This is a genomic window from Escherichia sp. WS1368 (assembly GCF_046487485.1).
GTDB classification, from domain to species: domain Bacteria; phylum Pseudomonadota; class Gammaproteobacteria; order Enterobacterales; family Enterobacteriaceae; genus Escherichia; species Escherichia coli.
In genome coordinates this window covers 1-24,284 of the sequence record NZ_JBJQJI010000019.1, presented here as the reverse complement: position 1 = coordinate 24,284, position 24,284 = coordinate 1, and the positions used below count along the sequence as shown (strand labels likewise).

Below are 24,284 nucleotides of genomic sequence, written 5' to 3'. Positions count from 1 at the left end.
ATTCAGTGAAAATCTGCTTAATTGATGAAACAGGCACCGGAGACGGTGCCTTATCTGTTCTGGCGGCCCGCTGGGGGCTGGAGCACGATGAAGACAACCTGATGGCGCTGGTATTAACGCCGGAGCATCTGGAACTGCGCAAGCGTGATGAGCCAAAACTTGGCGGCATCTTCGTTGATTTTGTTGGCGGAGCGATGGCGCACCGACGCAAATTCGGTGGTGGTCGCGGTGAGGCGGTGGCGAAAGCGGTGGGCATTAAAGGCGATTATTTGCCGGATGTCGTCGATGCTACCGCAGGGCTGGGGCGCGATGCCTTTGTGCTGGCTTCAGTCGGCTGCCGCGTGCGGATGCTGGAGCGTAATCCGGTGGTTGCTGCATTGCTCGACGACGGCCTGGCGCGTGGTTATGCGGATGCGGAAATCGGCGGCTGGTTGCAGGAGCGGTTGCAGTTAATTCACGCCTCCAGCCTGACGGCGCTGACCGATATTACCCCACGCCCGCAGGTGGTCTATCTCGATCCGATGTTCCCGCATAAGCAGAAAAGCGCTCTGGTGAAAAAAGAGATGCGTGTCTTTCAGTCGCTGGTGGGGCCGGATCTTGATGCCGATGGATTACTAGAGCCTGCACGCTTGCTGGCGACCAAACGCGTGGTGGTAAAGCGCCCGGACTACGCGCCGCCGCTGGCGAATGTCGCCACGCCAAACGCGGTAGTGACCAAAGGGCATCGCTTTGATATTTATGCCGGAACGCCGGTGTAAAAGTAAAGCAGGGTAGCGTTATCGCTACCCTGCTTTCTGCAAGAATAATTAATGGCTTTCGGGCGTCGCAATCATTCGTTTCAGCCACGGCACCATCAGCAGCATCACCACCGCAACGCCCAGCGTAACCAGGCCAATCTTACCAAACACGTTGGTATAGACGGGCAACGTCTCAAGCGGATCGGTAATGTTGTCTGGTACTGCGGTAAATGTTGCCACATAGCCGCCCAGCAAGAACGCGGCAGCCTGCGTCAGGAACCACATCCCGAGAATAAAGCCCATCAAATGCTGCGGCACCAGGGCAGCAATCATCGCCAGACCCAGGGCGCTAATAAACAATTCACCCAGGCTCTGGAATAAGTAAACCAGCACAATAAACCACGGCGATGTCAGTCCTTGGGCATCCGCAAACCACATTCCCGCAGCTGCAGCCGTCAAAAAGCCCAGTGAGCACATAAACATGCCGAGAGTAAATTTCATCGGCATAGAGAGGTCTTTGCCTTTGTTACCCAGATGCGTGTAAATGCCTGCCAGTATTGGGCTGGCGAGTACCACCCAGAACGGGTTAAGCGCCTGGAAGCTGACCGGGTTGATGGAAAAGCCGAGAATTTCATGATGCACGTTGTTGATGGCAAAGAAGTTCAGCGACGTTGGCATCTGGGCGTAGAGAATGTAAAACACCACCGCTTCGAGCATCAGGACAAAGGCGACAAACATTTTATTGCGCCCGGTTTTATCCAGCTTGAATGCCTGACGAAAGAAAATGATGGTGACGACGATAGAGAGAACAATCAGCACCAGATTGGCGACTTCTACGTTGTGCATCAGCCATGCACAGACGAAGATCATCACCACGCTGCCAAGTAACACGTACAACAGTTTGCTGAAGCTCATCGGCCGGAAGTCGGGTTCAGAACCAATGTCTTTCACCATTCCGCGACAGGCGATGTAAACCAATAGCGCGATAATTAACCCCGCACCGCACAGGTTGTAGGTGACTGAATAACCGAATCTATCAGCGATCACGGGGGCCAGCGATAACGCTATCAACGAGCCGATGTTGATCGACATATAGAACAGGGTAAATGCGCCATCAAGCCGCGGATCTTTCGGCGGATAGCACTTCGAAAGCAAGCTGGCTGGGTTAGCTTTAAACAGGCCGTTACCGACAGCGATAGTCCCCAGGGCGATGAAAATCAGGTCAGGCTTAAGTAGCGACAGGCCGGTCATGAAGTAGCCAATCGCCAGCACAAGTGCTCCGAGAACAATGGTGCGTTTGGTCCCCAGCAGGTGGTCGCCGACATAGCCGCCAATGGAAATGAGGCCATAGACCAGCGCAGCAAAAGCACCAAAAGTGACAAAAGCCTGTTCTTGCGAGAATCCAAGCTGCTTAACGAAGAAAACCGCCAGTACGCCCTGCACGCCGTAGTAGCCGAATCGCTCCCATAACTCGACAAAAAAGATCATGAAAAATGGGCGAGGTTGCTGCAGCATCCCCATGGGTGTTGTTGTATTCATATTTATTAACCTTCCAATACCATCCTGAAAAGTATGAACGCGTAAGGGATAACGCGCGAAAAAGTTTTCATCTGTCAGAGATTCTTAATATTGATGCGGTGAATAGATTAATACACTATTACAACAGAAAATAACCAGCTGATCACACTAATGATGGAAAATATGATGGTGTTAAATGTTGTATTGGCAGGGGATTTTGATTGCGTACGCAGACCGTAGGCCAGATAAGGTGTTTACGCTGCAAGGTAACAAGGCGCGCCAAAAAGCAAAACGCCCGCATATGCGGGCGTTCAGGAACACGTCGTAGAGGGAAGATTATTCTTCTTCGTCGCGCAGCGGAACAATCAGCATATCAACGTGAACGGTGTTGATCAGCTGACGTGCGGAAGACATCAGTTTGCTCCAGAAGTCCTGGTGGTGACCACAAACCACCAGATCCATATCGTATTTCTTGATTGCATCGACCAGAACCTGGCCCAGATCGCCGCTGCCGCTCAGGGTTTCAGTGATTGGGTAGCCTGCATTAGTGGAAAGCTCGGTCAGCGCATGATGTGTCTCTTCAGAGATGCGTTTCTGCATATCACCCAGATTCACATCAATAAGCCCGGTGTATAGGTCAGAGTAGTTTACATCTACGTGGATCAGAGAAACTTTCGCATTGTAGGGGCGAGCCATAGAGACTGCTTTCTCTACCAGAACTTTGCTTTCCGGGGAGAGATCGACCGCGATGAGAATGTGTTTATAAGCCATAGTGTTACTCCTTCCATAAAGTTGTCGATGACTGGCCAGCTAGCGTTTCTTGTGCCGTTACGTCACCCGCGTCCTGCGAACTACGTGCGCGGGGCTAACCCAGCCGTAAAGATTCAGTGTTAAGACCATCCTTACCTTATAGCGACCCGGATGATCCGTCAATCCGCCTTGCTTACCCGTTAGATAAACAAATTTTCGACATGAATATATTGATAGTGGTTAACCTTCTGGAAAAAAAACAACCTGATCTCCTACACTATCTATAGAGCCGCTCGGATGTTGGTCACCACAAAAGCGGTTTCTCCAGGACCTGGTGTTAACTGATTGGCAGCGTATCGGGAGCGGTAGCCCCGGGGTGGAACTCCGCGGGCAGGTCGCCGGGGAGGAGGTATGATAAGCACCGTCGCATTATTTTGGGCTTTATGTGTCGTTTGCATTGTTAACATGGCGCGCTATTTCTCATCACTACGCGCGTTGTTAGTGGTACTGCGTAACTGCGATCCATTGCTCTATCAATATGTTGATGGAGGGGGCTTTTTTACCTCACATGGCCAACCCAACAAACAGGTGCGTCTCGTTTGGTATATCTATGCCCAACGTTATCGCGATCATCACGATGATGAGTTTATTCGCCGCTGTGAGCGGGTGCGTCGGCAGTTTATTCTGACCAGCGCATTGTGTGGTCTGGTGGTGGTCAGTCTGATTGCATTGATGATTTGGCATTAAGCACTTCAGCAAAAATAACGCATAAAAAAAGCGGGCCAGTAAACTGACCCGCTCGTTTTGGTGCGTGCGATTACAGGAACTGCAAGGAGAGCCAGTAAAGCCCGCCGGAAAGCAGTACCGCAGCCGGAAGGGTAAACACCCAGGCCATCAGAATACTGGTCACGGTTTTACGCTGTAAGCCGCCGCCATCTACCACCATCGTCCCCGCGACAGAAGAGGAGAGTACGTGGGTAGTGGAAACCGGCATCCCGGTATAACTCGCCAGGCCGATAGACACTGCCGCAGTCATCTGGGCAGACATCCCCTGAGCGTAGGTCATGCCTTTCTTACCGATTTTCTCACCGATAGTCGTTGCCACACGACGCCAGCCAATCATCGTACCGATACCTAACGCCAGCGCGACCGCCATGATGATCCACACCGGCGCATACTCGATGGTGCTAAGCATATCGGATTTCAGTTTCTTCAACAGGCGCTGATCGTCAGCACTCACGCCAGGCATCTTCACCACTTTGTCGATAGTGTCAGAAACGCACAGCATAATGCGGCGCATCTGGCTACGTTGATCAAGCGACAGCTTGTCGTAGCTTTCCACATCGGTAGTCAACATGCCTTTCAGGCGGTTGAGCGCGTTAATGGTATTCGACGGATGGCAATGGAACTCCGCAGGTTGCGTTGCGCCAGCTTCCGGAGCCGGTACTAACTGATCAGCACCGGTAGCCTGTTTCAGCAGCGCAGGGTGCTGCTCAAAGTAAGCTTCCACGTTGTTGATGGCATCACGGGTACGGGTGATTTCGTAGCCAGTGGCATTCATGTTCACCACGAAGCCTGCTGGTGCGACGCCAATCAATACCAACATAACCAGACCAATGCCTTTCTGACCATCGTTCGCGCCGTGCGAAAACGCCACGCCGATAGCGGAAAGGATCAGCGCAATACGCGTCCAGAACGGCGGCTTTTTCTTGCCGTCTTTCTTTTCACGCTCCGCTGGGGTCAGGTGGATACGGGCGCGTTTCTTGGTGCCGCTCCAGTAGCGACGCAGCAAGAAAATCAGACCGCCAGCAAACACCAGGCCGACAATAGGGGAAACGATCAGAGAACCGAAAATACTTAATACTTTCGGGATATTGAGTGCATCCACCACTGACGTCCCGGTCATCAACGCATTGGTTAAACCAATCCCGATGATCGCGCCAATCAGCGTATGAGAGCTGGATGCAGGTAAACCAAAGTACCAGGTACCCAGGTTCCAGATAATCGCCGCCAGCAACATAGAGAACACCATGGCAAGGCCATGAGACGATCCCATATTAAGCAGCAGATCCGTCGGCAGCATATGCACAATGGCATAGGCAACACTCAGACCACCCAGCAAAACACCCAAAAAGTTGAACACCGCCGCCATAACCACGGCGAGCTGAGAACGCATCGCGCGGGTATAGATAACGGTTGCCACGGCGTTGGCTGTGTCATGGAAACCATTGATGGCTTCGTAGAACAGCACAAAAGCCAGTGCAAGCAATAATAACAGCCCGGTATGCAAATCCAGGCCAGCAAACAAATGTAGCATAGGACGTTACGCCATTTTGAGGACATGAACGCGGCGCATTATCAGTGACTTTCGCGGCGCGGGCAAAGTGAAATATAGACTTTTTTTGATTTGCCTCCTGTATGGATTTCACTCAAAAAATAATTATCTTATATAATTCAGGTAAATACTTCCTTTTAGTAATATTGATGCTGGTGCGACCACTGAGGAATCTTTACAATTCACGCCCGTTTTTTCTTAGAGGAGCGCAACGTGGAAAGGTTTGATGCCATTATTATAGGCGCTGGTGCGGCGGGTATGTTCTGTTCTGCGCTGGCAGGTCAGGCAGGACGCCGGGTTCTGCTGATCGATAATGGTAAAAAACCAGGGCGCAAAATCCTCATGTCTGGCGGTGGGCGCTGCAACTTTACCAATCTTTATGTCGAACCGGGCGCTTATCTGAGCCAGAATCCGCATTTTTGTAAGTCTGCACTCGCGCGTTTTACCCAGTGGGATTTCATTGATCTGGTCAATAAACACGGCATCGCCTGGCACGAGAAAACGTTAGGGCAACTCTTCTGCGATGACTCCGCTCAGCAGATTGTCGACATGCTGGTGGATGAGTGCGAGAAGGGCAATGTGACCTTCAGATTGCGTAGCGAAGTGCTGAGCGTGGAGAAGGATGATACAGGCTTCACGCTTGAACTGAACGGCATGACTGTCGGTTGCGAAAAGCTAGTCATCGCGACCGGTGGACTGTCAATGCCGGGGCTGGGCGCGTCGCCGTTTGGTTATAAGATTGCCGAACAATTTGGCCTCAACGTGCTGCCGACCCGCGCGGGTCTGGTGCCATTCACTCTGCATAAACCGTTGCTCGAAGAGTTACAGGTGCTGGCAGGCGTGGCGGTGCCTTCCGTGATTACCGCTGAAAACGGCACCGTTTTCCGTGAGAACTTACTCTTCACCCACCGCGGCTTATCTGGACCGGCGGTGTTGCAAATTTCCAGCTACTGGCAACCGGGTGAATTTGTCAGTATCAATCTGCTACCGGATGTGGACCTCGAAACCTTCCTGAATGAGCAGCGTAATGCACATCCGAATCAGAGCCTGAAAAACACACTGGCGGTTCATCTACCGAAGCGGTTGGTTGAACGTTTACAACAACTCGGGCAAATCCCGGATGTTTCGCTAAAACAGCTCAACGTGCGTGACCAACAGGCACTGATTAGCACATTGACCGACTGGCGCGTACAACCCAACGGCACTGAAGGCTATCGCACTGCCGAAGTGACGCTCGGCGGCGTGGACACCAACGAACTCTCTTCACGGACGATGGAAGCGCGCAAAGTGCCTGGGCTGTACTTCATCGGCGAAGTGATGGACGTCACCGGTTGGCTGGGGGGCTATAACTTCCAGTGGGCGTGGTCGAGTGCGTGGGCTTGTGCGCAGGATTTGATTGCAGCGAAGTCGTCCTGAGCTATTTCCTAAAGATGAAAATTATTAGAGTCGCATTAAAAATGAGCTAATTTTGATAGTGGTTATCTTGTGATTATTTTCTAATGAGCCTGTGAACTGAGACCCTCCATGCTTAATATAAGGTGGAGGGAAAGGTGATTAAAACTCCCCCAGTGGCCAGATCTTTATAAAATATGAACAGGTTGAAAAAATCAGCAACTTAGCTGTTTATTTATACTTAACCACTATGCATTAATGCTGCGTTATTTCATGATACCTAAGAAAAACCAGCGTTACGCAAATAATCAACGCTGGTTTTATCCGGTACGTTGCAATTATTTTTTAGCAGAACCCGCTTCTAATATTGAAACGATTGAGAACAACGTAAAGCATACCGCTCCCAAACCGACCAGAACCCGCGAAGGAATAAAATATCCCATATCGGTCTGCGCCATTTCCGCAAGAAACGATGCCAGGAAAAGGCAAAACAGGCAGGTGAAGACGGGAATCATCGGTATTCTGTTGGCTAACGAACAGGTACGTCTCCAGACCAGTGCCAGTAGCCAGACTTTTGAGAATATGCTGTAACAGATCATTCCGAGGCAAATGAGGATAATGCCGGGAGCCAGTCGGGCGCTTGCATCGGAGCTGACTAACACGTATATGCCCTGCAGCACCGTGATTGAGCCGAGAATAATAACCCAATAACACCACAGCCAGTGTTCTTTGGATGAGAACGTATTACGTGTTTGATGGACGATTGTGGCAACAAGGCCAATTAGACAGGCACAGATTGCGGTTAACCCAAGCAATACGTGACCGGCGACATAATGCGGAGTTATGTCGGCACTACGTAACAGCGTAATAGACCAAATGAAACCGAGCAGGGTGAGTAACACGGGAACGGCAATGAGGCAATTACCGATTAATGACGAATAAGCCTGTACCGGTATTCCATCGCTCTTGCTCCCTGCTGCATTTTTGGGAATGAGCAGAAAGTGACCGGATGACGCTGCCACTGTCGATACACAGGCGGCAATCATACCAACGCCAAAAATAACATGGCCGGCAACAAACTCGTCTGCCATCACATCATTGCCTGCTAACAGTGCCCAACCCCATATCATGGTGATAATTGACCCCGCATAGCCAATAATGGGGAACAATGTATTGTAAAACGTATTAACGCCGCGCGTGAGCTGCGAAATGATAATAAATGCGGTAGTGAATAATGCCAGGCATATGGCTGCCAGAGAAATCAGCACATGACCCGCGACGAAATACTCACTTTGCCCAGAACTTTCCAGCACAAAGCCACCTAACGCGATACAAATTAAGCCCATAATTAAAGGGATTAATTTGAAAAGCCACCCGATATATATGTTCACTTTAAACTCCTCAGGTATCCCTGCTAATATTGAAATGTGCATTAATGATAATTTCAGCCTGTTAATATAATGACGAGATATCATTAAAGACAAATGCATAGCATAACTATAGCGGGATTTACTTTACAGAGCGCTACTTTTCAGCGTTCAAAAGGCCATGGTAAATAAATATTTATCCTAAGATTAATTCTTATTCTGTTGTTTTTTACAATTATCTTCCAGGGAGGGATTCTTTTTCATTATTTGGTAAAAGACCGGATGGTATCGGTGCTTAAAATCATCGAACATATAAGTATTATTGCTTTGTATCATCGTAAATATGTCTTTCAGACATGTGTCATTTATTTTGTTACTAACAAGTCAAAAATATCACGGGTTATTTATGAAAGTATTTCACAATATATTTAAGCACTTCTCTTCAAACCATCAAGATAAGCATTCAGATAAAGTTAACAGTCATCAACACCATGGCAAGGTTGATAAAAAACATCGTTCAAAGATAGTTGAAATTGATAAGCTGGATAAACATTCGCAAATAGATAACGATTTTGGCCTGCATATCATCTATTTCCTGCAACATGGCTGCTGGAACGTAACTGAACATAGTCCTCAGATAGAAAAACTATGGTTTTACAATAGTGAGCCATCTATAGATATTAAAGAATATAATAGTTTCGCCGATAATACTACTGACACGTTTATCTTTACAATTATACCAGACAATAACCATGTGATAAAATTATCGTCTCCCATTACCGTTACGATTGAGCGTAAGGACGGTTATTATTTTATTAATTTCTCCGGAGATAAATCAGACATAATTTATAAAGTTGATGGGTTTTCTATCATAGAGAGAAATTTCTTTACTCTTCTTAGTGGTAATTTCAAACCTGACTGGCGTTGGGCTGTCTCTAAAGAGACGTTTACTAAGGAAAAGTTTGATAGCTATGTTGAATCTGTTTTTTCAAAAATAGACTTTTATAAACAGTGTGGTGTGATTAATCCACAAAATGCCAACACGGCTTATTTTGGCGATACAGATGGAAGAGTAGGCGCTGTACTTTATGCATTGCTCGTTTCAGGGCATATAGGCATCAGGGGAGAGGGGTGGAGTTTATTATGTGATTTATTAAAACACGAAGACATGGCTTCATTCGCATATGAAAATAAAAAATTGAAAAAACTCTTCACTTTATTAGATACGAGAGACATGATCTTGAATGAGTTGCATCAACATGTTTTTTTAAAAGGCGATGCGATTACCCCTTGTATCTTCCTTGGGGATCATACAGGCGATAGATTTAGTACTATTTTTGGTGATAAATATATCCTTACTTTGCTAAATTCTATGCGAAATATGGAGGGTAATAAAGATAGTCGTATAAATAAAAATGTCGTCGTTCTGGCTGGAAATCATGAAATCAATTTTAATGGTAACTATAGTGCACGACTAGCAAATCATAAACTCTCTTCCGGTGATACATATGACTTAATTAAAACGCTCGATGTTTGTAATTATGACTCAGAAACGAAAGTTTTAACCAGTCATCACGGAATAATAAGAAATGAAGAAAATGAATGTTATTGTCTAGGTGCTTTGCAGATTCCATTTAATCAGATGAAAGACCCAATTGATCCTGAGGAATTAGCAAATATATTTAATAAAAAACATAAACAACACATGGATGATCGTCTTATCCATCTAATTAGAAGCAATGCTATAGCATCCACACCTGTATATGACAATTATTTTAATAACACTACTGCTTTCAGACCAAAACCTGAAGATATCTTCAAATGTGGACAGACGCTCAAAAAAGTAAACAGAAATATGGCCATTATGGATTAGGGGTAGATCAGCATCAAAAAATTGATAATTATACCATGGGGCTAAATTCCTGGAAGATAGCACCTAACGAACGTGGTGATAAAAAAGGTGTCCCAGGGCTTAGTTGTTTTCAATCTCATTAAAACTCCATGAATACGGTGGTATATTTTTTTAATCCTGCCAGTATTTCATAGTTTTTCTTAATCGATTGTAGAGGCATGTACTGATGACGCCTCTACAATCTTTAGGGACTTTCTCTACTATGAGATAAGAAATTTCATATTATGCTTTAAGGCTGAATGATTTGTGCAAAATATAATTATTTCCCCGTCGAACATGAGGTGTATGTCATAAGATTAAATGATAACTATGTATTCCTTGCGGTGAATTATATGAGGTAAAAGATGAAACTTGGAACTGTGGCAGGCACTAACGACAGTACAACGACAATCGCAACAAATGATATGGTGCAAGAGCATGTTACTAACTTCACTAAAGAACTGTTTGGGTATATTGCAAATGGTATAGGTGATGATATATCAAGTATTGCCAGGACAATGCTCGGTGAAGTTGTGGAAAAAATTGATGATTGGCAAATAGAACGTTTCCAACAATCTTTTCAAGATGACAAAATTTCATTTACCATAGAAACGAATCATTCAGAAAAATATAGTATGCTATCGGGCATGCGTGCCCATATTCTACGTAGGAATAATAGTTATCAGTTTATTGTGACAATTAATAGTAAAAATTACGGTTGCCCTCTTGATGATACCGATATTAATTGGTGCAGCATTGTTTATTTACTTAATAATATGACAGTAAATGATAATGCTAATGATGTTGCAGTTACTGAGTCGTACAAACCCATCTGGAACTGGAAAATATCGCAATACAATGTATCTGATATTAAATTCGAAACAATGATAAAACCCCAGTTCGCTGACAGAACCTATTTCTCCAATTGTTCACCTGTTGATCCCACAAGTACCAGACCAACCTATTTTGGCGATACCGATGGCTCAGTTGGTGCAGTTTTGTACGCGCTTTTCGCAACGGGACATTTGGGAATCATGGCTGAAGGAGAAAATTTCCTTGGCCAGTTGCTTAATATAGAAGATGAAGTTCTCAACGTATTGCTAAGGGAGAACTTTAATGAGCAACTTGACACTAATGTTAATACAATAATCAGTATTCTGAACAGAAGAGATATAGTTTTAGAAAGTCTTCAGCCTTATTTAGTTATTAATAAAGACGCTGTGACGCCATGTACGTTTCTGGGTGACCAAACCGGCGATCGATTTAGTAATATCTGTGGCGATCAATTTATCATCGATTTGTTAAAACGTATAATGAGTATCAATGAAAACGTTCATGTATTAGCTGGAAATCATGAAACGAATTGCAATGGTAACTATATGCAGAACTTCACGCGTATGAAACCACTTGATGAGGATACCTACGCTGGGATAAAAGATTATCCTGTATGTTTCTATGACCCTAAATACAAAATAATGGCAAATCATCATGGGATAACTTTTGATGATCAGCGAAAACGTTACATTATAGGACCGATAACAGTCTCTATTGATGAAATGACCAATGCTCTCGATCCGGTCGAATTAGCGGCAATTATTAATAAAAAGCATCATACTATAATTAATGGTAAAAAGTTTAAAACTAGCCGGGCTATCTCTTGTCGATCCTTTAATCGTTATTTTTCTGTTTCGACAGATTACAGACCTAAACTTGAAGCACTATTAGCATGCTCACAAATGTTAGGTATAAATCAAGTTGTTGCACATAACGGAAATGGTGGGAGAGAACGCATAGGTGAAACGGGGACAGTTTTAGGTCTTAACGCCCGTGACAGTAAACATGCTGGAAGAATGTTCAGCATGCATAATTGCCAAATTAACCCTGGTGCGGGGCCTGAGATAACCACTCCCTGGAAGTCTTACCAGCATGAAAAAAACAAAAATGGACTTATGCCTTTGATTAGAAGGCGCACAATGTTACAGCTCTGAACCATAGACAACATGAATATTAATGTTACTATCTGGTTGAGACTGTTGATAAAACGTAATAAGGAATGCTCTGTTCCTGCAACTGAACAGGCGTGAAACGCTATCCAACAGGATGGATACCGTTTTGTCAGCCAGTTTTATAGATCACACTTATGAGTATGCGTGTTTCATTTACGGCCAGGAATGCTGATGATGACAACATTACTACCCGTTTTCACTAAGCCTTCCACGTTGGCGCTCAATGCTCTGCGCGCTGGTCGTATTTGCCGTTTCCTTCTTATCCCGGATGGAAGAATCCGCTGAACGTCGTTCGGCGGCAGTTGTAACACGCGTCGTTTGCTTACAGGGATTATGGCGGGTCGATTATGGATAAGAGTAAGCGCCATCTGGCGTGGTGGGTTGTCGGGTTACTGGCGGTGGCCGCTATCGTGGCGTGGTGGCTGTTGCGCCCAGCGGGTGTGCCGGAAGGCTTTGCCGTCAGCAATGGGCGCATTGAAGCGACGGAAGTGGATATCGCCAGCAAAATTGCCGGGCGTATCGACACCATTCTGGTGAAAGAAGGCCAGTTTGTTCGCGAAGGTGAAGTGCTGGCGAAGATGGATACTCGCGTGTTGCAGGAACAGCGACTGGAAGCCATCGCGCAAATCAAAGAAGCACAAAGCGCCGTTGCCGCCGCGCAGGCTTTGCTGGAGCAACGCCAAAGCGAAACTCGTGCCGCACAGTCGCTGGTCAATCAACGCCAGGCCGAACTGGACTCCGTTGCCAAACGTCATACGCGTTCCCGTTCGCTCGCCCAACGAGGGGCTATTTCTGCGCAACAGCTGGATGACGATCGCGCCGCCGCTGAGAGCGCCCGAGCTGCGCTGGAATCAGCAAAAGCCCAGGTTTCGGCTTCTAAAGCCGCTATAGAAGCGGCACGCACCAATATCATTCAGGCGCAAACACGCGTCGAAGCCGCACAAGCCACTGAACGGCGCATTGCCGCAGATATCGATGACAGCGAACTGAAAGCCCCGCGTGACGGACGCGTGCAGTATCGGGTTGCCGAGCCAGGGGAAGTGCTGGCGGCAGGCGGTCGGGTGCTGAATATGGTCGATCTGAGCGACGTCTATATGACCTTCTTCCTGCCAACCGAACAGGCGGGCACGCTGAAACTGGGCGGTGAAGCCCGGCTGATCCTCGATGCCGCGCCAGATCTGCGTATTCCTGCAACCATCAGTTTTGTCGCCAGCGTCGCCCAGTTCACGCCAAAAACCGTCGAAACCAGCGATGAGCGGCTGAAACTGATGTTCCGCGTCAAAGCGCGTATCCCACCGGAATTACTCCAGCAGCATCTGGAATATGTCAAAACCGGTTTGCCGGGCGTAGCGTGGGTGCGGGTGAATGAAGAACTTCCGTGGCCTGACGACCTGGTGGTGAGGTTGCCGCAATGACGCATCTGGAACTGGTTCCCGTCCCGCCTGTCGCGCAACTGGCGGGCGTGAGCCAGCATTATGGAAAAACCGTTGCGCTGAACAATATCACTCTCGATATTCCGACCCGCTGCATGGTTGGGCTGATTGGTCCGGATGGCGTCGGGAAGTCGAGTTTATTGTCATTGATTTCCGGTGCTCGTGTCATTGAGCAGGGCAATGTGATCGTGCTGGGCGGCGATATGCGCGACCCGAAGCATCGACGCGACGTTTGCCCGCGCATCGCCTGGATGCCGCAGGGGCTGGGTAAAAACCTCTACCACACCTTGTCGGTGTATGAAAACGTCGATTTTTTCGCCCGCCTGTTCGGTCACGACAAAGCGGAGCGAGAAGTGCGAATTAATGAGCTGCTGACCAGCACCGGGTTAGCACCGTTTCGTGATCGTCCGGCAGGGAAACTCTCCGGCGGGATGAAGCAAAAACTGGGGCTGTGCTGTGCGTTAATCCACGACCCGGAACTGTTGATTCTTGATGAGCCAACAACGGGGGTTGACCCGCTCTCCCGCGCCCAGTTCTGGGATCTGATCGACAGTATTCGCCAGCGGCAGAGCAATATGAGCGTGCTGGTCGCCACCGCCTACATGGAAGAGGCCGAACGCTTCGACTGGCTGGTAGCGATGAATGCCGGAGAAGTGCTGGCAACCGGCAGCGCCGAAGAGCTGCGGCAGCAAACGCAAAGCGCCACGCTGGAAGAAGCATTTATAAATCTGTTACCGCAAGCGCAACGCCAGGCGCATCAGGCGGTAGTGATCCCACCATATCAACCTGAAAACGCAGAGATTGCCATCGAAGCGCGCGATCTGACCATGCGTTTTGGTTCCTTCGTTGCCGTTGATCACGTCAATTTCCGCATTCCACGCGGGGAGATTTTTGGTTTTCTTGGTTCGAACGGCTGCGGTAAATCCACCACCATGAAAATGCTTACCGGATTGCTGCCCGCCAGCGAAGGTGAGGCGTGGCTGTTCGGGCAACCGGTTGATCCAAAAGATATCGATACTCGCCGTCGGGTAGGCTATATGTCGCAGGCGTTTTCGCTCTATAACGAACTCACCGTGCGGCAAAACCTTGAGTTACATGCCCGTTTGTTTCACATCCCGGAAGCGGAAATTCCCGCGCGAGTGGCTGAAATGAGCGAGCGTTTTAAGCTCAACGACGTTGAAGATGTTCTGCCGGAGTCATTACCGCTCGGCATTCGCCAGCGGCTTTCGCTGGCGGTGGCGGTGATTCATCGCCCGGAGATGTTAATCCTCGATGAGCCTACTTCTGGTGTCGATCCGGTGGCGAGGGATATGTTCTGGCAGTTGATGGTCGATCTCTCGCGTCAGGACAAAGTGACTATCTTCATCTCCACCCACTTTATGAACGAAGCGGAACGTTGCGACCGTATCTCACTGATGCACGCCGGAAAAGTGCTCGCCAGCGGTACACCGCAGGAGTTGGTTGAGAAACGCGGAGCCGCCAGTCTGGAAGAGGCATTTATCGCCTATTTGCAGGAAGCGGCAGGGCAGAGCAGCGAAGCCGAAGCGCCGCCCGTGGTACACGACGCCACCCACGCGCCGCGTCAGGGATTTAGTCTGCGCCGTCTGTTTAGCTACAGCCGTCGCGAAGCACTGGAACTGCGACGCGATCCGGTACGTTCGGCGCTGGCGCTGATGGGAACGGTGATCCTGATGCTGATAATGGGTTACGGCATCAGTATGGATGTGGAAAACCTGCGCTTTGCGGTGCTTGACCGCGACCAGACCGTCAGTAGCCAGGCGTGGACGCTCAATCTCTCCGGTTCCCGTTACTTTATCGAACAACCACCGCTCACCAGTTATGACGAACTGGATCGCCGGATGCGTGCGGGCGATATCACGGTGGCGATTGAGATCCCACCCAATTTCGGGCGCGATATCGCGCGTGGTACGCCTGTGGAACTCGGTGTCTGGATCGACGGTGCGATGCCCAGTCGTGCCGAAACGGTAAAAGGTTACGTGCAGGCTATGCACCAGAGCTGGCTACAGGATGTGGCGAGCCGACAATCCACACCCTCCAGCCAAAGCGGGCTGATGAACATTGAGACGCGCTATCGCTATAACCCGGACGTAAAAAGCCTGCCAGCGATTGTTCCGGCGGTGATCCCGCTTCTGCTGATGATGATCCCGTCAATGCTAAGCGCCCTTAGCGTGGTGCGGGAAAAAGAGTTGGGGTCGATTATCAACCTTTACGTGACTCCCACCACCCGTAGCGAATTTTTGCTTGGCAAACAGCTACCGTACATCGCGCTGGGGATGCTGAACTTTTTCCTGCTCTGCGGCCTGTCGGTGTTTGTGTTTGGCGTACCGCATAAAGGCAGTTTCCTGACGCTCACCCTGGCGGCGCTGCTGTATATCATCATCGCCACCGGAATGGGGCTGCTGATCTCCACCTTTATGAAAAGCCAGATTGCCGCTATTTTCGGTACGGCGATTATCACGTTGATCCCGGCGACACAGTTTTCCGGGATGATTGATCCGGTAGCTTCGCTGGAAGGTCCAGGACGCTGGATCGGCGAGGTTTACCCGACCAGTCATTTTCTGACTATTGCCCGCGGGACGTTCTCGAAGGCGCTGGATTTGACTGATTTGTGGCAACTTTTTATCCCGTTGCTGATAGCCATCCCGCTGGTGATGGGCTTAAGCATCCTGCTGCTGAAAAAACAGGAGGGATGATGCGCCATTTACGCAATATTTTTAATCTGGGTATCAAAGAGTTGCGCAGTTTGCTCGGTGATAAAGCGATGCTGACGCTGATTGTCTTCTCGTTTACGGTGTCGGTGTATTCGTCAGCGACCGTTACGCCAGGATCGTTGAACCTCGCGCCGATCGCCATTGCCGATATGGATCAATCGCAGTTATCGAACAGGATCGTTAACAGCTTCTATCGCCCGTGGTTTTTGCCACCGGAGATGATCACCGCCGATGAGATGGATGCCGGGCTGGACGCCGGACGCTATACCTTCGCGATAAATATTCCGCCTAATTTTCAGCGTGATGTCCTCGCCGGACGCCAGCCAGATATTCAGGTGAACGTCGATGCCACGCGCATGAGCCAGGCATTTACCGGCAATGGGTATATCCAGAATATTATCAACGGTGAAGTGAACAGCTTTGTCGCGCGCTACCGTGATAATAGCGAACCGTTGGTATCGCTGGAAACCCGGATGCGCTTTAACCCGAACCTCGATCCCGCGTGGTTTGGCGGGGTGATGGCGATCATCAACAACATTACTATGCTGGCGATTGTATTGACCGGATCGGCGCTGATCCGCGAGCGTGAACACGGCACGGTGGAACACTTACTGGTGATGCCGATAACGCCGTTTGAGATCATGATGGCGAAGATCTGGTCGATGGGGCTGGTGGTGCTGGTGGTATCGGGATTATCGCTGGTGCTGATGGTAAAAGGCGTGCTGGGCGTACCGATTGAAGGCTCGATCCCGCTGTTTATGCTGGGCGTGGCGCTCAGTCTGTTTGCCACCACGTCAATCGGCATTTTTATGGGGACGATAGCGCGTTCAATGCCGCAACTGGGGCTGCTGGTGATTCTGGTGCTGCTGCCGCTGCAAATGCTTTCCGGTGGATCCACGCCGCGCGAAAGTATGCCGCAGATGGTGCAGGACATTATGCTGACCATGCCGACGACACACTTTGTTAGCCTCGCGCAGGCCATCCTCTACCGGGGTGCCGGATTCGAAATCGTCTGGCCGCAGTTCCTGACGCTGATGGCAATTGGCGGCGCGTTTTTCACCATCGCACTGCTGCGATTTAGGAAGACGATTGGGACAATGGCGTAATTACAGTTGCCCGATGCGTAAGCTTATAGGGTCTACGCATTGGTGCAATTTATTGAATTTTAGTTTTTTTTAGGCCGGATAAGGCGTTTATGAACTGACCACCAAAACCTGGACAGTTTCAGTTAACCGGCTTTTTGATACTCAGTCCGGTATTCAGGGCAAGATTACGAAAGCCTGCTCCCCGCAAGGACTGACGCGAGAAATGACATGAATCGCTCCCCTGCGGCGACTCTTGTCATAAGAGTGCCGGAGCGTTTTTCCATCAATTACAATGACGTCTTTATCATCTGAAGAATGGCAGTCACGCATCCAGTTAATAAAGCACTCGTGAAATTTTTCAGGACTGATACAGGATACAACTCTGGCAATGGTATCGTGAACAGGAATACCATTTTCAAAATCACCATATTGCTTCAAAAAATCGAGATGAGTTTCCCCAAAATCCTCTATATCTTCCCAACCTTCTGCACCAGAAATAACGGCACAAATAGTCAAAAGTAGAATATCTGACAATTTATGCTCCACTTTCCAGGCTTGTCTGTAATCGGGGATAATAGAAATATGTTCCATCAATTTTTTAAGTTTCATTTTGTTCTCCTTAATTATGTAAGGAGTATTTGATCATGTATAAGCAATGGAAAACAGCTTTAGGTAATAAGGAATATCTCAATTATTGAATATTTAGTGCGAATTATTTAGTACAAAAAAGCAGCGTTGCGTGATCTTTCCCTGCCCTTTATTCATAAACACATGGATATGGTGATCAACGGTGGTCTGATGGAGGCGCAGAGCCTGAGTAATCATGACTGAATTTCAGCCTTCAGAAGCCAGAAAAATGGCTTTAATACAATCGCAGCCCCGCTTTTCACAACATTATGCTTATAATATGAAAAATATCTTGCCTTGCATCTTTGTGCCTACGGCATTGGATGATCTTTCCCTAACCTTATAGTTTCTTTTAGCCTTTCAAGCCTTAGCAATTCAACCTCGGCTTTAATATAGCCATGTGAGGCAGCCATTTTCAGCCAATTAATTGCATTATCTAAATTATAATATTTTAAATAGGAATCATCCTCCTCTGAGGATAGAATCATAGCATAATTATATTGCGCTATGATATTTCCTTGAGATGCAGACCTTGCCAGATATTTAATTTGCTTGGGTATATTAAAGCAAACATATGTATAATATTGATGTAATCGATATGACGCATCACCATCCCCGCCCTCAGATTTAATATCAAGTTCATATCTTTGATTTTCACTTAAATTAAACGATTCAGATGTTGAGCTTATTTCAATGTTATGGAGCTTAATAGGGGGGGGGATTTCACCTCCATATGAACAACAAGAGAAAAAGAAAACATTTGCAATCAGAATAAATAAAAAGCACTTCATGTTGCCACCTTTGTTATTTTATATCACTTGGTCTCATAACTTTGCCAGGAGTGGAAGAAATGGGTTGACCTGAAGGTCCAAACGTTATCCAGCGGCCCATATTATTACCAGTTATGACATTATTACTTGTGTCAATTGCCGAGATATTATCCGTAAGTCCTGTTTGGATCGTATTAAAAAGAGGAGTATTATTATCCCATGCCATCCATACTTGCCATTGTGTATCAGCTCCAGTGACATTTGCATGAAGTGCTCTGGCTAACTTGCTGGCAAAAGATTTATCTCCCTCTCTGGCTGTACCACATGAGAATAATCAAACAGACATTCCCTTTTTATAGCGTGGATTAGCTCTGATTCTCTTGGCTAATCCCTCAGCAGTTTCATAGTTTCCATTTTCATCTGTAATAAAACCAGGATATCCATGTCCTCCAATAGTAAAAACGCCAGGAATATTTATTTTATCTGTTGCAGCATGCAGTGATACATTTCTGCGTATCCCCTCATCATAGAAATTCATATCAGCTAATCCAAAAGGGTCTATATACTGAACCGGATTCAACGGATACTCATAAAAATTCCATCCCCCCTTCAGCCCAATCGAATCCTGAGTGATATACCTCCCCTGCAGCGGGTCATAATAGCGGTGGCGGTTGTAATACAGGCCGGACTCCTCATCATACTGCTGACCCGGCAGGCGGATGAGTTGCTGCAGCTGTTGCGGGTTCTCTTCATTCAGCAGGTTGCCCCATTCATCGTATTCTGCGCACCATTCTGTTGCCCCTTCCGTGCTGATAAGCACCAGCGGCAGGCCGCGATGGTCGCAGTGGTACAGGTGGATTTTTCGCGCCGGCGTGTACACCGGGTCCATCTGGTTTTGCATCTGCTTCACCGTCAGGCCGCACGATGCCAGCCAGCGGCGGCTTTCCTCACTCACCCGGTCAGCCAGGATTTCACTTTCCAGCCGGTCGAGCATCTGCACCGTGCCGGCGGGAATCCCCCACTGTGCATAGGCAACTCACGCTATGAACGCTTCAGCTTATCAATAGCGGAAGTTATAATTTCATTGTCATCAAACTTGTACAACATAGTATCTAAAACAGGAAGTAGCGTTTTATCACCTAATTCACCCGCAGCTTCAATGATATCATCATAAACAGTATTTTTTTTTAACTCATCGCATAAAACAGATAAAACCCTTTTATCTTTTCTGTAGGAAAGTCCGATTATTGCTTCAATACGGACTTCCTCATTTTTATCCTGAAGCATCTCCACAAAACAATCCCTAATATCACTATTATCATATTTATTGATATTTATTGCAAATGCGGCCCAGTTTCTGACATCTCCATTTGGATCTTTTAACAGATTAATCAATAGTGGAATTGTTGCTTTATCATTGATAACAGAAATAGCAAATGCTGTAGCACGTCTGACATTAGTCGATTTATCAAAAGCAGTAATTTGAGATTGTTCTACTATTTTAGGTGAATAAATTGGGTTTTTCTTGCATCGCTGAGCCGTTGACTCGATTGCCGTAGCTCGAACGCAAGCGCTCTTATCATTCAATGCCATATTGTTCAAAATATTAAACACATTATCTTTGCATTTTTTGCAAATTTTTATTTGCCCGAGTATAAATGCTCCGATATCTCTACGGATATAATTTTTATCAGAGCAGAACTCAATTGCCAATCTAACAGCGTCTTGACCACCTCTTAACTGTAATACTCTGGCAGATGAAATCCTTTTCAAGGAATTGTGATCATCAAGTAAGCGAAATAATTCATCATCATTTAGTTTCTTACATTGATTATATAAACCATACTCTTTACTTGCCTTTCTTTTCTGGTATGTATTTGACATTGCAGGAACCTCCATAAAGACTATCTTTTTCTATCGTTTGACTGTCTGGAGTCCTCCACCTACTCTGCCATCAGCACACACGATGTTTGTTTATCCTTACATACTTATTTTCCGTGGCCAAAATTTAGAATTCTCCCGTCATTTTTGCCTATTTCTATAATAAAAACCCTACCAGCAATTTGGTCTGATTCAATGGTGCCTTCAACAATCCAACTTGTTGGTAATTCCATGATTTTGTATGGTTTTTCTTCTTCTGCGGCATCATGCCCATAACGATTTTTAACATACATCTCAGCTAATTCCAATGCTATAGCTTTATTTTTTACCAAATTTCTAACGGTGTATTTCCCCTCACATTCATACTTGCGCATTATAATAATATTATTACACTGCGCCCATGTGTTGTATGTAAAAACAAAGATACAATCACATAGGTTCTGAATAATATTTTCTTATACGTTGTCATGTATTTTGCAAACATTAGACAATCCTTTTCCATTTATTATATCTTTCCCATGATTATCTATTGCTTTAAAATTTTCACCTATTGACCTTGAATTACTACAATCACTTCCAGTGAAATCTGAGTTATTCAGAATAGCATTCATCAGAGCCGCATTGTGAAAGACAGCATTTCTAGTTGATGTATGTTGAATCATTACATTTCTTAAATGAGTTTTTTCAAATTTCGCCCCATCAAGACAATAACCATTGAGGGTGGCACGATGTAGATTCATCCCGCTAAAATCATATCCAGCAAGAGTGGTACTATCTATCTCAAGAAATTTATTGGTTATTAAAAATGCGATTCTTATCATCTGTTCCTCCAATCATCTAACTCCTGAAAAATTTGAAAACCAGAACCTCGCTTAGGCCTGTGTCCATACTACGTGGGTAGGATTATTCTGCGTACTACGCTGTTGTCCCTTACGTGCTGATAAGGGCTGGCAGGTTTCCGGCTTGCTTCGTTGAGTTCACTACGCTAAAGCTCCGTGTCCACATAACCCAGCTCGGAGGCATGACCTTCTCTGGTTCGTTCCATCTAAAATGTCTATAACTGACATGGTTATTCAATTATTTTTTCTTTGAGTTTATTCTCAATCCAGCGGTCTTTATACCTGATGAGAATTTGACATTCACCAATATTATCAATGTCACCAACATTTGTGTTTCGAATTTGACCAACAGCAACTATAGTTGATTCAAAACATTCAACATTGACTTTATCTGTTATTATTGAAACTATATAATCATCTGGAATGGAGCCATTAGGTATTATATTAAAGAAAGTAACATCGGTAAATACTAAATAACCATTTTCTAAGTCTTCATTATTATAAAAATTCCATTCTGTTGTACCATAGGCTATCCTTGAGATTAAATTCACCTGAATTCTAATTTGTTTGCTCCATAAATCAAATTCAATTTTTTTATTGGTCGATCACCAAGATATATTCTATCAAACATATTACCCTCTATTCTAAAAATACTCAGGCATTCCACACATTATATCAGCCTCATCTTGACTGCTTCCCGTTTCCCGATACGGCGGTGCGGGGAGTCATAAAGGTAAGAAATTTCCAGCAGTACGGCGTCCTATTGTTCACGGCGGTAATGCACCAGCCAGTATTGGCTATCGTAGTGATAACCGTGTAATCTGCCGCCGCATCGCGTATCTAATGTTCATTCTTTTCCATAAACCGTCCGTACACATTGTGATAGTAAAAATACAATACATCTTCGCTGATGCGGTTATTCTGCTGCATGTGGGAAGCGCCGAATACTGCTCCCGGTATGGCCAGTAATTACTATTTAGTACGACGTTAGGGGGAGTCACTTAATCTCACAGATACTTCAAGTAACAGATGAAAATCGCTCCTGAAATGAAAAAGAAATTTTTTTGAATGTGTTCCTGTCAAATCAAGTGGTTTTTTCGTCGATATGTAGAGTCATATTGTACACAAAATAGTTATGAAACACACCTTGGTAAAATATTTGAATCGTCTGAACAGTGGATTATTTTGTGTATTACATCCAACGCTTGCCCATCTTTTTTCGCTATTAGTATTGTAAAATTTCCTCCTAACGTCTTCGGTTGTTTTCCCTCGATTTTCCAACAATTATTGTCATCTGTAATACTATATGGTTTCTGAAATTCTGCTTTTTCTTTCCCGTATATATATTTAATATAAACATATGATAATTCCAAAGCCATTTCACGACTATTTACTAAAATTTCCACTGAATTTTCTTTTCCAAATACTGAGTGTGATATTGTAAACAATATCATAATAAGTAATATTAGTGAGTTTCTCATGCTCTACACCTATCGAATCTCAAAAGTTGTGGGTAAAACATTACATTCAGAATATATGATATTCTTACCATCGGAATCCATTTTTCCAAATCGACCTTCTGGTGTTCCTGGATACCCATTAAGAACATATTTTTTCGAATAGTTAATTTATTTTCTCAGGAAGAGATTTTATTTTTCTTCACTACGAAGCAGTTCATGCTGTACTTTTGTTAAACATTCGTAAGACTCATCTTTGTTCGGGAGATGTGCTGTCATTCGAGCATAAGTTGGCTTCTCATCTTTAAAATATTTAACCATGATTGAATTATCAAGGACTGCCAACAACTGAGCTGGATCACTGCTCTTTTTTTGATAGATACCCGCTCTTATATAACTTCTAAACCGATCGCCGAGAAACGCCGTTTTTTCTGCTGTATTTAGCAACTCCTGCAACGTTCCTTTGGTTGCATGATTTTCATTAAGGCGTAGTGATCCGACGCGAATTAAGAGTCTCGCCCCGCTTGGTGTGAATTTGTTATTTTTACATATACCAAGTTCTGTTTGCCAATAATACTCACCTATGTCCTCATTCTGATACCATCTCCACATGGTTTTATTATTTAAGACAGGAAACGCGGAAAAAATAGTACCCTTAGTGAAAATGGTAAAGCAATCTTGATCTTTAGCTTGTGTTTCGCAATTAGCTATAACACCAAAACTAACGAATATCATCAGCAAAAAGAACAAAGCTCTTTTCATTTTCTTATTCCTCTCGATGTTCTCTGTTTCATTTTAGCTAAAATTTCACCCAAATCATCTATCCCTGCTGTTGCTGGCCCATCGGGTTTATTAATGTCTGGGAATAAATAGGGTTCTGCACAAGTATATCCTGGTGGTAATTGAGTTGTTGGCCAAGTTGTCTGTGGCAGGTAATCACTTGCTGTCTTTGTCTCCATCCCTGGATACTGGGGATCATCCTGCGGCGTACAAGTCAGATTGGGTTTTACCCACTTCCTGCAATACAGTGTGTAATCGTAAGGACTTAATGCTCTGAAGAATGTTTTGAAAACATTAGGCGCACTACTGGCCTGGTCAATAGGATATGGCAGTCTTAATTGTTTCGCTATGTCTGGCAACTTACTTGGATCGGGCGTAGGCGGTTTGTTGGGTCTCGCTCCATATCCGCCATTATTTAAGTGTCCATATTTAGATGCCAGTCCCATTGAATCTATATACTGAACCGGATTTAACGGATACTGATAAAAATTCCATCCCCCCTTCAGTCCAATCGGATCCTGAGTGATATACCGCCCCTGCAGCGGGTCATAATAGCGGTGGCGGTTGTAATACAGGCCGGACTCCTCATCATACTGCTGACCCGGCAGGCGGATGAGCTGCTGCAGCTGGTGCGGGTTCTCTTCATTCAGCAGGTTGCCCCATTCATCGTATTCTGCGCACCAT

The 24,284-nt window shown here is 46.0% G+C and carries 19 protein-coding genes and 7 pseudogenes; 10 read left to right on the top strand and 16 right to left on the bottom strand.

The features are described 5' to 3' along the window. Positions 1-5: 5 nt before the first annotated feature. Positions 6-758, top strand: coding sequence for a 16S rRNA (guanine(1516)-N(2))-methyltransferase RsmJ (gene rsmJ, locus ACJHYD_RS21530; RefSeq protein WP_000686620.1), 753 nt, complete (start codon positions 6-8; stop codon positions 756-758). A gap of 48 nt (positions 759-806) precedes the next feature. On the opposite strand, the gene dtpB is transcribed toward rsmJ, so the two are convergent. After that, positions 807-2,276, bottom strand: coding sequence for a dipeptide/tripeptide permease DtpB (dtpB, locus tag ACJHYD_RS21525; protein ID WP_001098629.1), 1,470 nt, complete (start codon positions 2,274-2,276; stop codon positions 807-809). 165 nt (positions 2,277-2,441) lie between these two features. Here dtpB and ACJHYD_RS21520 point away from each other — a divergent pair, with 165 nt between their 5' ends. Continuing rightward, a complete protein-coding gene (locus ACJHYD_RS21520; RefSeq protein WP_211180512.1) occupies positions 2,442-2,495 on the top strand; it encodes a protein YriB in 54 nt (17 codons plus the stop codon). Between the two features lie 96 nt (positions 2,496-2,591). On the opposite strand, the gene uspA is transcribed toward ACJHYD_RS21520, so the two are convergent. After that, entirely contained in the window at positions 2,592-3,026 is a 435-nt protein-coding gene (uspA, locus tag ACJHYD_RS21515) for a universal stress protein UspA (RefSeq protein WP_000323571.1), read from the bottom strand. Positions 3,027-3,416: 390 nt separating this feature from the next. Here uspA and uspB point away from each other — a divergent pair, with 390 nt between their 5' ends. Then, positions 3,417-3,752, top strand: a complete 336-nt coding sequence (uspB, locus tag ACJHYD_RS21510; RefSeq protein ID WP_000626187.1) for a universal stress protein UspB — start codon at positions 3,417-3,419, stop codon at positions 3,750-3,752. Between the two features lie 70 nt (positions 3,753-3,822). Here uspB and pitA read toward each other — a convergent pair whose 3' ends face one another. Beyond that, positions 3,823-5,322, bottom strand: coding sequence for an inorganic phosphate transporter PitA (gene pitA / locus ACJHYD_RS21505; RefSeq protein ID WP_000902780.1), 1,500 nt, complete (start codon positions 5,320-5,322; stop codon positions 3,823-3,825). Positions 5,323-5,553: 231 nt separating this feature from the next. Between pitA and ACJHYD_RS21500 the strand changes: the two genes are divergently transcribed. Beyond that, the gene (locus ACJHYD_RS21500) at positions 5,554-6,756 is read left to right on the top strand and encodes an NAD(P)/FAD-dependent oxidoreductase (protein ID WP_000439188.1); all 1,203 of its coding nucleotides are present in this window, start codon (positions 5,554-5,556) and stop codon (positions 6,754-6,756) included. A gap of 314 nt (positions 6,757-7,070) precedes the next feature. Here ACJHYD_RS21500 and ACJHYD_RS21495 read toward each other — a convergent pair whose 3' ends face one another. Next, positions 7,071-8,123: a DUF2776 domain-containing protein gene (locus ACJHYD_RS21495; protein WP_001028895.1), complete on the bottom strand. Its 1,053-nt coding sequence runs from the start codon at positions 8,121-8,123 to the stop codon at positions 7,071-7,073. A gap of 382 nt (positions 8,124-8,505) precedes the next feature. On the opposite strand from ACJHYD_RS21495, the pseudogene ACJHYD_RS21490 reads away from it, so the two are divergent. The 6 genes and pseudogenes from ACJHYD_RS21490 (at position 8,506) to ACJHYD_RS21465 (ending at position 17,267) form a co-directional block, all read left to right on the top strand. Beyond that, positions 8,506-10,094: pseudogene (locus ACJHYD_RS21490) on the top strand (DUF4049 domain-containing protein). 261 nt (positions 10,095-10,355) lie between these two features. Next, on the top strand, positions 10,356-11,978 hold the full coding sequence (locus tag ACJHYD_RS21485; protein WP_001551790.1) for a DUF4049 domain-containing protein: 1,623 nt from the start codon (positions 10,356-10,358) through the stop codon (positions 11,976-11,978). A 189-nt stretch (positions 11,979-12,167) separates the two neighbouring features. Next, the gene (gene yhiY, locus ACJHYD_RS21480; RefSeq protein WP_001315057.1) at positions 12,168-12,281 is read left to right on the top strand and encodes a protein YhiY; all 114 of its coding nucleotides are present in this window, start codon (positions 12,168-12,170) and stop codon (positions 12,279-12,281) included. Positions 12,282-12,343: 62 nt separating this feature from the next. Beyond that, the gene (locus ACJHYD_RS21475) at positions 12,344-13,411 is read left to right on the top strand and encodes an HlyD family secretion protein (RefSeq protein WP_000361491.1); all 1,068 of its coding nucleotides are present in this window, start codon (positions 12,344-12,346) and stop codon (positions 13,409-13,411) included. Beyond that, entirely contained in the window at positions 13,408-16,143 is a 2,736-nt protein-coding gene (gene rbbA / locus ACJHYD_RS21470; RefSeq protein WP_001551789.1) for a ribosome-associated ATPase/putative transporter RbbA, read from the top strand. Before ACJHYD_RS21475 ends, rbbA begins: the two co-directional genes overlap by 4 nt. Continuing rightward, positions 16,143-17,267 carry an ABC transporter permease gene (locus tag ACJHYD_RS21465; protein WP_001216257.1) on the top strand — a complete coding sequence of 375 codons (1,125 nt, stop codon included), beginning with the start codon at positions 16,143-16,145 and terminating at the stop codon, positions 17,265-17,267. Before rbbA ends, ACJHYD_RS21465 begins: the two co-directional genes overlap by 1 nt. A gap of 189 nt (positions 17,268-17,456) precedes the next feature. Here the strand turns inward: ACJHYD_RS21465 and ACJHYD_RS21460 are convergent. From ACJHYD_RS21460 to ACJHYD_RS21405, 12 genes and pseudogenes are all read right to left on the bottom strand, one after another. Further along, positions 17,457-17,855: pseudogene (locus tag ACJHYD_RS21460) on the bottom strand (ISAs1 family transposase); the annotation flags it as partial. Between the two features lie 135 nt (positions 17,856-17,990). Beyond that, positions 17,991-18,119 (bottom strand): annotated as a pseudogene (locus ACJHYD_RS21455) (IS630 family transposase); the annotation flags it as partial. A 65-nt stretch (positions 18,120-18,184) separates the two neighbouring features. Further along, positions 18,185-18,664: a sel1 repeat family protein gene (locus tag ACJHYD_RS21450; protein WP_000649530.1), complete on the bottom strand. Its 480-nt coding sequence runs from the start codon at positions 18,662-18,664 to the stop codon at positions 18,185-18,187. A 13-nt stretch (positions 18,665-18,677) separates the two neighbouring features. Beyond that, a pseudogene (locus ACJHYD_RS21445) lies at positions 18,678-19,655 on the bottom strand (RHS repeat-associated core domain-containing protein); the annotation flags it as partial. Between the two features lie 29 nt (positions 19,656-19,684). Then, positions 19,685-20,527, bottom strand: coding sequence for a HEAT repeat domain-containing protein (locus tag ACJHYD_RS21440; protein WP_001521516.1), 843 nt, complete (start codon positions 20,525-20,527; stop codon positions 19,685-19,687). Between the two features lie 104 nt (positions 20,528-20,631). Then, positions 20,632-21,008, bottom strand: a pseudogene (locus ACJHYD_RS21435) (NTF2 fold immunity protein). Then, positions 20,980-21,066: pseudogene (locus ACJHYD_RS21430) on the bottom strand (pentapeptide repeat-containing protein); the annotation flags it as partial. The pseudogenes ACJHYD_RS21430 and ACJHYD_RS21435, both read right to left, overlap by 29 nt. A gap of 39 nt (positions 21,067-21,105) precedes the next feature. After that, a pseudogene (locus ACJHYD_RS21425) lies at positions 21,106-21,345 on the bottom strand (pentapeptide repeat-containing protein); the annotation flags it as partial. A gap of 248 nt (positions 21,346-21,593) precedes the next feature. Beyond that, a complete protein-coding gene (locus ACJHYD_RS21420) occupies positions 21,594-21,914 on the bottom strand; it encodes a DUF6258 family protein (protein ID WP_001049193.1) in 321 nt (106 codons plus the stop codon). A 582-nt stretch (positions 21,915-22,496) separates the two neighbouring features. Continuing rightward, on the bottom strand, positions 22,497-22,844 hold the full coding sequence (locus ACJHYD_RS21415; RefSeq protein WP_001328180.1) for an NTF2 fold immunity protein: 348 nt from the start codon (positions 22,842-22,844) through the stop codon (positions 22,497-22,499). A 168-nt stretch (positions 22,845-23,012) separates the two neighbouring features. Further along, positions 23,013-23,582 (bottom strand): hypothetical protein, encoded by a 570-nt coding sequence (locus ACJHYD_RS21410; protein WP_000816740.1) that lies wholly within the window; start codon positions 23,580-23,582, stop codon positions 23,013-23,015. Next, a partial coding sequence (locus ACJHYD_RS21405; protein WP_094164726.1) for an RHS repeat-associated core domain-containing protein occupies positions 23,579-24,284 on the bottom strand: 706 nt, incomplete at its 5' end. The genes ACJHYD_RS21405 and ACJHYD_RS21410, both read right to left, overlap by 4 nt.

Bases quoted from the DNA above. Each gene is read 5' to 3' on its own strand.
- uspA (WP_000323571.1), bottom strand. From the start codon at position 3,026: ATGGCTTATAAACACATTCTCATCGCGGTCGATCTCTCCCCGGAAAGC.
- ACJHYD_RS21415 (WP_001328180.1), bottom strand. From the start codon at position 22,844: ATGAGAAACTCACTAATATTACTTATTATGATATTGTTTACAATATCA.
- ACJHYD_RS21440 (WP_001521516.1), bottom strand. From the start codon at position 20,527: ATGTCAAATACATACCAGAAAAGAAAGGCAAGTAAAGAGTATGGTTTA.
- uspB (WP_000626187.1), top strand. From the start codon at position 3,417: ATGATAAGCACCGTCGCATTATTTTGGGCTTTATGTGTCGTTTGCATT.
- ACJHYD_RS21465 (WP_001216257.1), top strand. From the start codon at position 16,143: ATGCGCCATTTACGCAATATTTTTAATCTGGGTATCAAAGAGTTGCGC.
- pitA (WP_000902780.1), bottom strand. From the start codon at position 5,322: ATGCTACATTTGTTTGCTGGCCTGGATTTGCATACCGGGCTGTTATTA.
- ACJHYD_RS21450 (WP_000649530.1), bottom strand. From the start codon at position 18,664: ATGAAGTGCTTTTTATTTATTCTGATTGCAAATGTTTTCTTTTTCTCT.
- dtpB (WP_001098629.1), bottom strand. From the start codon at position 2,276: ATGAATACAACAACACCCATGGGGATGCTGCAGCAACCTCGCCCATTT.
- ACJHYD_RS21475 (WP_000361491.1), top strand. From the start codon at position 12,344: ATGGATAAGAGTAAGCGCCATCTGGCGTGGTGGGTTGTCGGGTTACTG.
- yhiY (WP_001315057.1), top strand. From the start codon at position 12,168: ATGATGACAACATTACTACCCGTTTTCACTAAGCCTTCCACGTTGGCG.
- ACJHYD_RS21410 (WP_000816740.1), bottom strand. From the start codon at position 23,582: ATGAAAAGAGCTTTGTTCTTTTTGCTGATGATATTCGTTAGTTTTGGT.
- ACJHYD_RS21485 (WP_001551790.1), top strand. From the start codon at position 10,356: ATGAAACTTGGAACTGTGGCAGGCACTAACGACAGTACAACGACAATC.
- rbbA (WP_001551789.1), top strand. From the start codon at position 13,408: ATGACGCATCTGGAACTGGTTCCCGTCCCGCCTGTCGCGCAACTGGCG.